The sequence below is a fragment of the Pseudomonas sp. PLB05 genome (assembly GCF_021106615.1).
Lineage (GTDB): Bacteria > Pseudomonadota > Gammaproteobacteria > Pseudomonadales > Pseudomonadaceae > Chryseomonas > Chryseomonas benzopyrenica.
Genome location: NZ_JAJOHO010000005.1, coordinates 66,381 through 78,167 on the forward strand (window position 1 = coordinate 66,381; position 11,787 = coordinate 78,167).

General features: G+C 64.8%; 11 protein-coding genes and 1 tRNA gene. 6 read left to right on the plus strand and 6 right to left on the minus strand.

Features of this window, described 5'->3' with window-relative positions:
• Window positions 1-421: 421 nt before the first annotated feature.
• Together folK and folB are read right to left on the minus strand one after the other, a co-directional pair.
• Entirely contained in the window at window positions 422-955 is a 534-nt protein-coding gene (gene folK / locus LRS53_RS20345) for a 2-amino-4-hydroxy-6-hydroxymethyldihydropteridine diphosphokinase (protein WP_231357123.1), read from the minus strand.
• Window positions 952-1,305 carry a dihydroneopterin aldolase gene (folB, locus tag LRS53_RS20350; protein ID WP_007159747.1) on the minus strand — a complete coding sequence of 118 codons (354 nt, stop codon included), beginning with the start codon at window positions 1,303-1,305 and terminating at the stop codon, window positions 952-954. Before folB ends, folK begins: the two co-directional genes overlap by 4 nt.
• A gap of 110 nt (window positions 1,306-1,415) precedes the next feature.
• Here folB and plsY point away from each other — a divergent pair, with 110 nt between their 5' ends.
• A complete protein-coding gene (gene plsY / locus LRS53_RS20355) occupies window positions 1,416-1,985 on the plus strand; it encodes a glycerol-3-phosphate 1-O-acyltransferase PlsY (protein ID WP_231357124.1) in 570 nt (189 codons plus the stop codon).
• A 45-nt stretch (window positions 1,986-2,030) separates the two neighbouring features.
• Here the strand turns inward: plsY and tsaD are convergent, their stop codons facing one another.
• Entirely contained in the window at window positions 2,031-3,056 is a 1,026-nt protein-coding gene (tsaD, locus tag LRS53_RS20360; protein ID WP_064306811.1) for a tRNA (adenosine(37)-N6)-threonylcarbamoyltransferase complex transferase subunit TsaD, read from the minus strand.
• A 205-nt stretch (window positions 3,057-3,261) separates the two neighbouring features.
• Here tsaD and rpsU point away from each other — a divergent pair, with 205 nt between their 5' ends.
• The 5 genes from rpsU (at window position 3,262) to LRS53_RS20385 (ending at window position 8,739) form a co-directional block, all read left to right on the plus strand.
• On the plus strand, window positions 3,262-3,477 hold the full coding sequence (rpsU, locus tag LRS53_RS20365; RefSeq protein WP_007159750.1) for a 30S ribosomal protein S21: 216 nt from the start codon (window positions 3,262-3,264) through the stop codon (window positions 3,475-3,477).
• A gap of 325 nt (window positions 3,478-3,802) precedes the next feature.
• Window positions 3,803-5,710, plus strand: coding sequence for a DNA primase (gene dnaG, locus LRS53_RS20370; RefSeq protein WP_231357125.1), 1,908 nt, complete (start codon window positions 3,803-3,805; stop codon window positions 5,708-5,710).
• Between the two features lie 76 nt (window positions 5,711-5,786).
• Window positions 5,787-7,640 (plus strand): RNA polymerase sigma factor RpoD, encoded by a 1,854-nt coding sequence (gene rpoD / locus LRS53_RS20375; RefSeq protein ID WP_231357126.1) that lies wholly within the window; start codon window positions 5,787-5,789, stop codon window positions 7,638-7,640.
• A gap of 103 nt (window positions 7,641-7,743) precedes the next feature.
• A tRNA-Ile gene (locus LRS53_RS20380) sits at window positions 7,744-7,820 on the plus strand.
• 151 nt (window positions 7,821-7,971) lie between these two features.
• Window positions 7,972-8,739, plus strand: a complete 768-nt coding sequence (locus LRS53_RS20385) for a nuclease-related domain-containing protein (protein WP_231357127.1) — start codon at window positions 7,972-7,974, stop codon at window positions 8,737-8,739.
• Window positions 8,740-8,836: 97 nt separating this feature from the next.
• On the opposite strand, the gene LRS53_RS20390 is transcribed toward LRS53_RS20385, so the two are convergent.
• From LRS53_RS20390 to LRS53_RS20400, 3 genes are all read right to left on the minus strand, one after another.
• Complete coding sequence (locus LRS53_RS20390) at window positions 8,837-9,418, minus strand: DUF4337 domain-containing protein (RefSeq protein WP_231357128.1); 582 nt, start codon at window positions 9,416-9,418, stop codon at window positions 8,837-8,839.
• Between the two features lie 58 nt (window positions 9,419-9,476).
• Window positions 9,477-10,736, minus strand: a complete 1,260-nt coding sequence (locus LRS53_RS20395) for an acyltransferase family protein (RefSeq protein WP_231357129.1) — start codon at window positions 10,734-10,736, stop codon at window positions 9,477-9,479.
• Between the two features lie 172 nt (window positions 10,737-10,908).
• A complete protein-coding gene (locus LRS53_RS20400) occupies window positions 10,909-11,787 on the minus strand; it encodes an SMP-30/gluconolactonase/LRE family protein (protein WP_231357130.1) in 879 nt (292 codons plus the stop codon).

Below are 11,787 nucleotides of genomic sequence, written 5' to 3' on the forward strand. Positions count from 1 at the left end.
TGGCGCTGAGCGCCGCGAGGCCCAACAATGGCCGCCATGCATGCCGCCTGTTGGGCTTCGACGATAGAGCCGTCTCAACCCAACCTACGCCAGGGAGAGGAAGGCCAAGCGCAAGCCGGGTTCCCGTAGGTTGGCGCTGAGCGCAGCGAAGCCCAACACCCCTACCCCGTAGCTCCGCTGGGCTTCGACGATGGTGCCGTCTCAACCCAACCTACGGCAGGAAGAGGAAGGCCAAGTGCAAGCCGGGTTCCCGTAGGTTGGTGCTGAGCGCAGCGAAGCCCAACACCCCTACCACGAAGCAGCGTTGGGCTTCGACGATGCTGCCGTCTCAACCCAACCTACGGCAGGGAGAGGAAGGCCAAGCGCAAGCCGGGTTTCCGTAGATTGGTGCTGAGCGCAGCGAAGCCCAACGACCACCGCATTACGCCAGCTTGGCGCCAAGCAACGCTGCCGGCGTCAACGCCATACCCTTCCAGCTAAAGGATACCGGCCGCAGCACCTGGGTGGTCTGGTCGCGCATCTCCTGCCACAGCTCGTCAAAACTCCGACCGTTGTCCGGATGCCGCCGCTCACCGGCCAGCAAGGCCAGCGGCCAGAGCACGAAGGCGTTGCGCAGGATCTCGGCGCGCGGCAGGGTCAGGCCATCGAACTCGCCGCTCAGGTCGCCATGCAGCAGGATGTCGATATCCAGCGGCAGGCCCTGGCGATCCGGCGCATAACGACCGCTGCGGGTTTCGATGGCCTTGAGTCTCTGACTCAGGGTCGCGGGATCGAGCTCGGTGTCACCCGCCACCACCAGGTTGAAGAAAGGCGCACTGCGGATACCCACCGCCTCGCTTTCGAACACCGGCGAGCACTGCAGGTCGGTCAGCAGCGTCGCGAGTTCGTCCAGGGCCATGCCCAGATGCTGCTCGCGCTGGATGTTGCTGCCCAGCCCCAGATAGACCCGGGTCACGCCTGCCCCCGCTCGATCTCCACGCCCACGCCACGGGCGGTCGGCACCGCGCCGGGCTTGGTGATGCGCAGGCGCAGCCAGGGCAGCTTGAATTCCGCCTGCAGCAAGGCGGCCAGGCGCTCGGCGAAGGTCTCGACCAGTTCGAAGGCGGTCTCGTGGGCAAAGGCGGTGATGCGCTCGGCCACCGCCGCATAGTTCAGGGTGTGTTCGAGTTCGTCGTTCGCGGCAGCCGCGCGGATATCCCAGCCCATGGTGAGATCGATGCGCAGGCACTGCCGGATGTCACGCTCCCAGTCGTACACCCCTATCACGGTGTCGACCTCGAGCCCCTCGATGAAAACCTTGTCCACTGCCTTTGCCTCGCACCTTTGTCGTGCTCTGTGTGATCGTCACCGCCGGCCTATCGTCGGGCGGCGGGCTGTCGGTAGAATCGAGCCTTCTCCTGGCGCGGAACCCTACCATGTTCTGGCTGCTGCTCCTGCTGGCCTACCTGCTGGGCTCGCTGTCCTTCGCCGTGCTGCTCAGTCGCCTGTTCGGCACCCGCGACCCGCGTCACGACGGCTCCGGCAATCCCGGCGCCAGCAACATGCTGCGCCTGGCCGGACGCAAGCTGGCGCTGCTGACCCTCGCCGGCGACCTGAGCAAGAGTCTGATTCCCGTGCTCATCGCCCACCAACTGGGCCTTGCGCCCCTGCAACAGGCCTGGATCGGGCTGGCCGCCGTGGTCGGCCATCTCTATCCGCTGTATTTCCACTTCCGCGGTGGCAAGGGTGTCGCCACCGCGGCCGGTCTGCTGCTGGGGCTCTATCCGCCTGCAGCCATGCTGGGCCTAGTGCTCTGGGCCGCGGTGTTCGCCCGCCTGAGGATCGCCTCCCTGGCGTCCCTGGTCGCGGTGCTCGGCATCCTGCCGCTGTTCGCCTGGCAGCGCCCGGACCTGCTGGCACCGATGCTGCTGCTCGCCCTGCTCATCCTGATTCGCCACAGACACAATCTGCGCGCGCTGCGCCAGGGGACCGAGCGTCATTTTTGATCCTGGCGCCGCACGGGGATTACCCGGCGACGCCCTCCGCCCGTCTCAGAGCGCCGCCAACTGCTCCATGGGCCAGCGCGCCTTGACGGCAATGGCCGGGCCTTCCTGCTGGCCGGCCAGCAGCCGCTGGCAACCGGCATAGGCGATCATGGCGCCATTGTCGGTGCAGAAGCGCGGCCGGGCATAGAAGACATGGCCACCCAGCTCGCCGAGCATCTGCTCCAGGTTCTCGCGCAAGGCGCGGTTGGCACTGACGCCACCGGCGATCACCAGCGACTTGAGTCCGGTCTGCTTCAGCGCGCGCTTGCACTTGATCGCCAGGGTCTCGACCACCGCCGTCTGGAAGGCCAGGGCGATGTCGCAACGGGTCTGCTCGCTATCGTCACCGGCGGCCTTGCAGCGCTGCCAGGTGGTGAGGGTGAACGTCTTGAGACCGCTGAAGCTGAATTCCAGACCGGGCCGATCGGTCATGGGCCGCGGAAAGACGAAGCGCCCCGTCACCCCACGCTCGGCCAGGCGGGCGATCTCCGGTCCCCCCGGATAGCTCAGGCCCAGCAGCTTGGCGGTCTTGTCGAAGGCCTCGCCGGCGGCATCGTCCAGGGATTCGCCCAGCACCGTATAGCGGCCGATGCCATCGACCTGTACCAGCTGGGTGTGGCCACCGGAGACCAGCAGGGCGACGAAGGGAAACTGCGGCGGCTGCTCTTCGAGCATGGGCGCCAGCAGATGCCCTTCCATATGATGGACACCCAGGGCGGGTACGCCCCAGGCCAACGCCAGCGCCTGGGCACAGGCGGCGCCCACCAGCAGGGCACCGACCAGGCCGGGGCCGGCGGTATAGGCGATGGCGTCCACGTCTTCAGGACGGCTGCCCGCCTCCTCCAGCACTTCGCGGATCAGCGGCAGCATGCGCTTGACGTGATCGCGCGAGGCCAGCTCCGGCACCACGCCACCATAGACGCGATGCAGATCGATCTGGCTGAACAGCGCATCGGCCAGCAGGCCGCGTTCACTGTCGTAGAGGGCGACGCCGGTTTCATCGCAGGACGTTTCCAGTCCCAGAACACGCATGGAGATAAGCCTTCGAGGGTATAAGATGTCAGGCTGCGCATGATAAGCGCCGCTTCCAGCACCGGCCAGCGCTTTTCGTCCGCCGGGGCTTGGCAGCGGGGCAGTTGAAGCGTTACTATCCGCAACCCTTAAAAACCGACGCTTCCCGTGCCCTTTTGCCGCTAGCGTTGGATTAAACCTCGGTAAATTTGAAGGTACGACCTGGATGCCCAACGTCAAAGTCAAAGAAAACGAACCCTTCGACGTAGCGCTGCGTCGTTTCAAGCGTTCCTGCGAGAAGGCCGGTGTACTGGCCGAAGTTCGTAGCCGCGAGTTCTACGAAAAGCCCACCGCCGAGCGCAAGCGTAAAGCTGCCGCCGCGGTCAAGCGCCACGCCAAGAAAGTACAGCGCGAGCAGCGCCGTCGCGAGCGCCTGTACTGAGTTACAGCGCTTCTTTGGCGTCATCAAACAACCCGACCCCTGGTCGGGTTGTCTGTTTCTGGCCTTCCCGTTTCACCCTGGCGTCCTCTGGCGTAGTGCGGTGCCTCAGAAGTTCGCGCAAGATTTGGCGAGTGATTTTTTGGCTTGGGCAAGGCGCTGCGACGAGTCATAGCAGGGCTATGGCGAGGAGTAGCAACGCCGTCCAGGACGAAAAAGCACCGCCAAAATTGTGTAGATAACTTCTGAGGCACCGCACTAGACTGCCCTCCTGGCCATCTGGCCTGCTCCATCCTCCGCTCTTCGCCTTTCTATCCAGACGCTGACCATGGCCGGACTCATCCCGCAAGGCTTCATCGACGACCTGCTCAATCGCACCGACATCGTCGAGGTGGTGGGCGCGCGGGTGAAGCTCAAGAAGGCCGGCAAGAACTGGATGGCCTGCTGCCCCTTCCACAACGAGAAGACCCCCTCCTTCAGCGTCAGCCCCGACAAGCAGTTCTACTACTGCTTCGGCTGCGGCGCCGGCGGCAACGCCCTGGGCTTCATCATGGACCACGACAACCTCGAATTTCCCGAGGCGGTCGAGGAGCTGGCCAAGAAGGCCGGCGTGGACGTGCCGCGCGAAGAGAGCGGCGGTCGGCGCAAGCCGCGGCAACCCACCGACTCCCCGCTCTACCCGCTGCTGGCCGCCGCCGCCGAATACTATCGCCTGGCGCTGCGCAACCACCCCAAGCGCCAGGCGGCGGTGGACTACCTGAAGAAGCGCGGCCTCACCGGCGAGATCGCCCGCGATTTCGGCCTGGGCTTCGCCCCGCCCGGCTGGGACAACCTGGGCAAGCACCTGGGCGGCGACGACCTGCAGCAGAAGGCTATGCTCGACGCCGGTCTGCTGGTGGAAAACGCCGAGAGCGGCAAACGCTACGATCGTTTTCGCGACCGGGTGATCTTCCCCATCCGCGACAGCCGTGGCCGGGTCATCGCCTTTGGCGGTCGGGTGCTGGGCGACGACAAGCCCAAGTACCTCAACTCGCCGGAGACCCCGGTGTTCCACAAGGGCCAGGAACTCTACGGGCTGTTCGAGGCGCGCAAGCACAACCGCGACCTGGACGAGATCCTGGTCGTGGAAGGCTACATGGACGTCATCGCCCTGGCCCAGCAAGGCATCCGCAATGCCGTGGCCACCCTGGGCACCGCCACCAGCGAAGAGCACATCAAGCGGCTGTTCCGCATCGTGCCGAGCATCCTGTTCTGCTTCGACGGCGACCAGGCCGGCCGCAGTGCCGCCTGGCGCGCCCTGGAATCGGCACTGCCGGTGCTCAAGGATGGCTTCCGGGTGCGCTTCCTGTTCCTGCCCGAAGGCGAAGACCCGGATACCCTGGTCCGTGCCGAGGGCGCGGACGCCTTCCAGGCGCGCTTCGTCCAGCAGGCCCAGCCGCTGGCCGAGTACTTCTTCCAGCAGCTCATGATCGAGGCGGATCCGGCGACACTGGAGGGCAAGGCGCACCTGGCCACCCTGGCAGCGCCGCTGATCGAGAAGATTCCCGGCAATAACCTGCGACTGCTGATGCGCCAGCGCCTGAGCGAACTCACCGGCCTCGGCAACGACGCCCTGAGCCAGCTGGCGCCCGCCGCGCCGCCGCAGGATGCCCCACCCATGGACTATGGCGACTACGCCTACGCCCATGCCGAGGAAGCCCCGGCGCAGCAGCAGTGGACGCCCCGCCGTGAAGGCAAGGGCGGGCGTGACGGCAAGGGCTGGAAAAAGGATTTCAACGGCAAGGGCGGCGGCGAACGCATCCCGCGCCAGCCACCAGTCAAGGTAGAAACGCCGGTGCTGGCCGCGCTACGCAGCCTGCTGCACCACCCCACCCTGGCACAGGCGGTGCAGGACGCCCGCGACCTGGCCGAGGAAAGCGATCAGTACGCCCAGTTGCTGGTGGCCCTGGTCGAGGCGCTGCAGAAGAAGCCGGGACAGAGCACCCTGGCGCTCATCGCCCGCTGGCATGGCACCGAGCAGGGACGTCTCTTGCGCGCCCTGGCGGAAAAAGAATGGCTGATTGCCGGCGACAACCTTGAACAACAGTTTTTCGACACCATAACGAGGTTAGCCGCCAGCCAGCGTGATCGCTCGCTGGAGCAACTCCTACGCAAGGCGCGACAGAGCGAACTGAGCTCCGAAGACAAGGACCGCCTACGCGAACTCCTCAGCCGTCCGGCGGGGTCCGTGACCTAACTGGCACGACCACCGTCTAACCGGCTATAATGTTCAGCTATTTTTGCCCGCCTAAGCCTTCAGTGGAAGGGTACCTATGTCCGGAAAAGCGCAACAGCAATCCCGTCTGAAAGAATTGATCGCCCGCGGTCGTGAGCAGGGTTACCTGACTTACGCGGAGGTCAATGACCACCTACCGGAGGATATTTCAGATCCGGAACAGGTGGAAGACATCATCCGCATGATCAATGACATGGGGATCAACGTATTCGAGACCGCGCCGGACGCCGATGCCCTGCTGCTGGCCGAAACGGATACCGACGAAGCCGCCGCCGAAGAAGCCGCCGCCGCCCTGGCCGCGGTGGAGAGCGATGTCGGCCGTACCACCGACCCGGTGCGCATGTACATGCGTGAAATGGGTACCGTGGAACTGCTGACCCGCGAAGGCGAGATCGAGATCGCCAAGCGCATCGAGGAAGGCATCCGCGAAGTCATGGGCGCCATCGCCCAGTTCCCGGGCACCGTCGATTACATCCTCAGCGAATACACCCGCGTCACCACCGAAGGCGGTCGCCTGTCCGACGTCTTCGCCGGCTACATCGATCCCGACGACGGCACCCTGCCGAACGAGAGCAATGAGCTGCCCGTCCCGAACAAGGCCACCGATGCCAAGGCCGTGGACGACGAGAAGGACGAAGAGGAAGAAAGCGACGACGCCGACGAGGAAGAAGGCGACGGTGGTCCGGATCCGGAAGAGGCTCGCCTCCGTTTCGGCGCGGTCGCCGAGCAGCTGGAAAAGACCAAGAAGACACTGAAGAAGCACGGCCGCGATAACGATCACGCCGTGGAAGATTTCGTTGCCCTGGCCCTGCTGTTCTCGCCGATCAAGCTGGTGCCCAAGCAGTACGAAGCCCTGGTGACCCGCGTGCGCGAGTCCCTGGAGCGCGTGCGTGGCCTCGAGCGCGCCATCATGCAGCTGGCCGTGCGCGATGCGCGCATGCCGCGTGCCGACTTCCTGCGCCACTTCCCGGGCAACGAGACCAACACCGAATGGACCGCCGGCCTGCTCAAGGGCAAGCCCAAGTACGCCGAGGGTCTCGAGCGCTTCCAGGCCGACATCCAGGCCAAGCAGGCCCAGCTGGCTGAACTTGAGCGTGACTACGAGCTGAAAGTCTCGCAGATCAAGGACATCAACCGCGCCATGTCCATCGGCGAGGCCAAGGCTCGCCGCGCCAAGAAGGAAATGGTCGAGGCGAACCTGCGCCTGGTGATCTCCATCGCCAAGAAGTACACCAACCGCGGCCTGCAATTCCTCGACCTGATCCAGGAAGGCAACATCGGCCTGATGAAGGCGGTGGACAAGTTCGAATACCGCCGTGGCTACAAGTTCTCCACCTATGCCACCTGGTGGATTCGCCAGGCCATCACCCGCTCCATCGCCGACCAAGCGCGCACCATTCGGATTCCGGTGCACATGATCGAGACGATCAACAAGCTGAACCGGATCTCCCGCCAGATGCTGCAGGAGATGGGTCGCGAGCCGACCCCGGAAGAGCTGGGCGAGCGCATGGAGATGCCCGAGGACAAGATCCGCAAGGTGCTCAAGATCGCCAAGGAACCGATCTCCATGGAGACGCCCATCGGCGACGACGAGGATTCGCACCTGGGCGATTTCATCGAGGACAGCACCATGCAGTCCCCGATCGAAGTGGCCACCAGCGAAAGCCTCAAGGAAGCCACCCGCGACGTGCTCTCCGGCCTCACCGCTCGTGAAGCCAAGGTCCTGCGCATGCGCTTCGGCATCGACATGAACACCGACCACACCCTCGAAGAAGTGGGTAAGCAGTTCGACGTCACCCGCGAGCGTATCCGCCAGATCGAAGCCAAGGCCCTGCGCAAGCTGCGCCACCCTTCCCGCAGCGAACACCTGCGCTCCTTCCTCGACGAGTAAGGCGCCACGCTGCACCAGAAACCGGAGCCCAGGCTCCGGTTTTTTTATGCCCGACAAGGGTTTGGCGATCCTCCCCCACCCCGGTATACTCCACCGCGCTATAGGGCCTATAGCTCAGTTGGTTAGAGCAGAGGACTCATAATCCTTTGGTCCACGGTTCGAGTCCGTGTGGGCCCACCAGCTTTCAGGAGCCGCGCGTTGCGCGGCTTTTTCATGCCTGGGATCTGGGTTTATCCGAAAGCCGGTCGCTAATCCCCTCCGAACGGCACCGCAGCTCGCTCCTGCCTGATCTAGTCTTACAGCTCGTGCTGCTATCTGCGGGATCTGGGAAATGGACTTCTCCCTTCTGGCGCCCCCTGCGCCGACGCTGTTCTGGCTGCTGCCACTCGCCTTCGTCATCGGCCTGCTCAAATCACCCTGGGTGAAAGGCTATCTGGGTGAGCTACTGGTACGCCTTTTTGCCCATTGGCAGCTCGACAAACAGACCTATCGTCGTCTGCACAATGTCACTCTACCTACGCTTGATGGCACCACTCAGATCGATCATGTCTTCCTGTCGCGCTACGGCATCTTCGTGGTGGAAACGAAGAACCTGAGCGGCTGGATCTTTGGCAGCGAACGCCAGGCGCAGTGGACGCAGAAGCTCTACAGGCACACTTTCAAATTTCAGAATCCGCTGAGGCAGAACTACAAGCACCTCAAGGCGCTGGAAGCCGCCTTGGGCATCAACCCGGAGCATTTGCATTCGGTCATCACCTTCGTGGGCGGTAGCACCTTCAAGACCAAGATGCCGGCCAATGTGATCCAGGGTGTCGGCTTTATCCGCTACATCAAGTCATTCCAGCAGGCGGTCTTCAAAGAGGCTGAAGTCGACGCCATGCTGCAAGCCCTGCAAAACGGCCGCCGTGCGCCAACCCTCGCTACACACCGCGAGCATGTGCAAAACCTTAAGCGCCGTAGCGATCCGACAGTCGACCGACAATGCCCGAAATGTGGCAGTGCGCTGCTGATTCGTACAGTGAAGTCTGGCCCGAAAGCAGGGCTGCAGTTCTGGGGCTGTTCGGGGTTCCCTAAGTGCCGAACAATGCAGAGTCTTTAACACGCAGCCATGCTTCTAGTAAAGCCAATTCTGTCGTCGTAGCAAGTCGTGCCTTTTGAGAGCGCCTGGTAGTCGCTATTTGGCAATGCCTAAATGGCTAGACGTGCAGCAACGCCAACACTCCAACTACCACCCCTGCCCCCGCCACGCCATAGACCGCCGCCTGCAACCAACGCCGCCGGGTCAGCAGGGTAATGGCGGCCAGGGAGATAGCGACTTGCATCAGCATGGTGGCCTGGGCCCAGCGGTGGTGGCGGTGGAGCTGGGTTTCGCTCAGGGCTTCGTTGGCTTGAACCTTCACTTCCAGGGCTTCGGCCTTGGTGCGGATCTCGGCCTTTTGCTGGGCGTAGCGCTGGCTGTCCTGGGTGAAGCGCTGGGCAGTGTCGGGGTTGGTCGCGAGGGCGGCGCCCAAGTCGGCGAGGTTTTGTTTTTCGCCCTTGGCCTGGTAGTAGCCCCACTGGTTGGCGGCTTCGGTCTTGGCGATGGCTTCTTCGTTCTTGTAGTAGAGCGCCAGGCTCTCGGCGTTGCCGCCCTGATAGGCGCAGAGCGCGCCTAGTGTCGCGAGGATGGCGGTGGTGACGGCGATGCGGCCGGTAAGGCTGTCGCGGCGATGGGCGCCGTGGGCGGCGTGCTCCACCTCGTGGTCGTGGGGGCCGTGGACTTCGTATTCGCTGGACAAGGCTCAGCTCCGCTGCGGATTCCTGCGGCGAGGCTAGTCAGGCTGGCTTAAGGCCTTCTTAAGAGCTGGGCAAGCGCGCCTGCAGCCAGCGGCGCAGCGGGCCGGCTACCCAGCGCTGCATGGCCAGGCCGAGCAGGACGATGAGCACCAGGTGCAGCGGCAGCATCCAGCCGGGTATGGGGATGGGCAGGGCCAGCGCCTCGCCGACGTCTTCGGCCAGGTCTTCCAGGCTGTCGCCGGCCAGGTGCATCCAGCCCAGCAGGGTGCGGGTCCAGGGTTCGAGCACGCCGATCAGCGGGGTGTGGACGGCGAAGATGCACAGCGAAGCCTCGCCGAGACGCTGGGCCAGGCGGCGCACGCCGGCGCGACCGGGTTCGCCGAAGGTGGCGCAAGCCAGTAGCACCGCTGCCTGGAAGGGCGTGAGCAGGCCGTTGTGGACCAGGTAGAACCAGCGGCGGCCATCGCCTTCCAGCAGCAGGGCGCCCAGCCACAGGCCGGTTAGGCCGAACAGCAGCAGCGGCAGGCGTAGGCGCTGGGTCGTCTCGGCCACCCAGGGCTCCTGCACGGCGCGATAGAGCAGGATGCCAAGCAGGAATTCCGGCAGGCGGATCAGCGGATTGCGGTGGATGACGCCCACGGTGACGGTATCGAAGGCCTGGGCCCAGGTGGCGACCAGCGGACCGAGCAGATAGAGCCCCCAGAGCACGACGGCAGCCAGGGCCCAGCGACGCAAGCGCATTAGGCACGGGCCGAGCAGCGGGAACAGCAGGTAGAAGAACAGCAGCGCCGAGATCGACCAGGCGGCGCCGTTGAGCCAGAGAAAGCGCGGCTCCCAGGATTGCAGCAGGAGCAGCTGCAGGAGCACGTGGGTAGTGGCGGCCAGCCAGGACAGCGGCAGCATCTCGTCCAGCGCGCCGCCCTCCTCCAGCTGCAGATAGGGATGCTGGTTGTAGTAGACCGGCACCCCGTGTTCCAGCCAGGAATCCTGGGACAGCCAGTAGGACAGTCCCAGCGCGACCAGCAGGGTCAGCAGGTGGATGGGATAGAGGTTGCACAGCCGGCGCAGGACGAAGCCACGGGAGCTGCCCTTGAGCGCGCCCTGGCGATCCAGGCTGACATGGGCCAGCAGAAAGCCGGAGAGCAGGAAGAAGGTGCTGGTGGCGAAGAAGCCCATGCCGGCCAGGCGGCGGAAGGCATCCGGCAGATCGCTGTAGAGCCCGCCCAGGTGGTAGACGACCATGTACAGCGCCATGAGGAATCTCAGCCATTCCAGGCCGTAGTAACGGGCGGTGGGGCGGAGCGCGGGTGAAGGGGTCATGGCGGCGATTTGCGGCGGGTAGGCCTTGATTATAAGCCGCCCGGACTCAACCCCTGCCGCCACTCATGACAAAAGCATGACAACTGGTGTCCTGGACTATCAGGCGCCGGTCAGCGGGCGAGCCAGGACTCCTCCCTCCAGGAGTCCTGCTGCAGCTGAGTTCGCCTGCCGCTCAGCCCGCGAAGGTGGGCTCGGGCAAACCCTGCACCCCGGGATCCAGGGCGAACAGCCCGCCGGCCAGGGGCTGGTCGGCGAGATCCCCGCCCGGGCGGATGGAGGTGACGAACAGGGTGTCCAGGTTGCGCCCGCCAAAGGCGCACATGGCCGGCTTCTTGACCGGCACGGCCAGGGAGCGGTCCAGGCGGCCGTCCGGGGTGAAGCGATGGATCAGGCCGGCATCGTTGCCGCAGATCCAGTAGCAGCCGTCCACATCCACCGCGGCGCCGTCGGGCCGGCCGGGATGGGCGTTCATGTCGACGAACAGTCGCCGATTGCTGGGGATGCCCGTCTCGGGATCGTAATCGAAGGCCCAGATCAGCTGACGGCTGGGATGGGAGTCGGACAGGTAGAGGGTGCGGCCATCGGGACTCAGGGCCAGGCCGTTGGGGACGATGAGATCGTCCAGCAGCAATCGGGCACCCTCTCCTGCGGTATGGCTGTAGAGGCGCCCAGCAGTCGCGCCCTGGGCCATGTCCTGCACCATGGTGCCCACCAGGAAACGGCCCTGGCGATCGCAGCGACCGTCGTTGCATCTCATGGCCGGCTGCGCATGGTCGAGGGTGACCAGGCGCTCCCCGCTGAGCTGGCCGGAGGCTTCGGCCTGCAGCGCGAAGAGGCCGCTTTCCAGACCGGCGAGCCAACCGCCACCCTCGCGGGCGGCGATGCAGGCGAGCATCTCCGGTGCGCTCCAGCTGTCCAGGGCACCCGCCGGGGTCCAGCGGTGCAAGCGTTTGGCAGGGATATCGACCCAGTAGAGCGCCTGTTCGGCGACGTGCCACACCGGGCACTCGCCGGTGGCGTTGCGGGCATCGACCAGTAGTTCAGCGGTCAT

Bases quoted from the DNA above. Each gene is read 5' to 3' on its own strand.
- LRS53_RS20400 (WP_231357130.1), bottom strand. From the start codon at position 11,787: ATGACCGCTGAACTACTGGTCGATGCCCGCAACGCCACCGGCGAGTGC.
- rpoD (WP_231357126.1), top strand. From the start codon at position 5,787: ATGTCCGGAAAAGCGCAACAGCAATCCCGTCTGAAAGAATTGATCGCC.
- dnaG (WP_231357125.1), top strand. From the start codon at position 3,803: ATGGCCGGACTCATCCCGCAAGGCTTCATCGACGACCTGCTCAATCGC.
- rpsU (WP_007159750.1), top strand. From the start codon at position 3,262: ATGCCCAACGTCAAAGTCAAAGAAAACGAACCCTTCGACGTAGCGCTG.
- plsY (WP_231357124.1), top strand. From the start codon at position 1,416: ATGTTCTGGCTGCTGCTCCTGCTGGCCTACCTGCTGGGCTCGCTGTCC.
- LRS53_RS20385 (WP_231357127.1), top strand. From the start codon at position 7,972: ATGGACTTCTCCCTTCTGGCGCCCCCTGCGCCGACGCTGTTCTGGCTG.
- LRS53_RS20395 (WP_231357129.1), bottom strand. From the start codon at position 10,736: ATGACCCCTTCACCCGCGCTCCGCCCCACCGCCCGTTACTACGGCCTG.
- tsaD (WP_064306811.1), bottom strand. From the start codon at position 3,056: ATGCGTGTTCTGGGACTGGAAACGTCCTGCGATGAAACCGGCGTCGCC.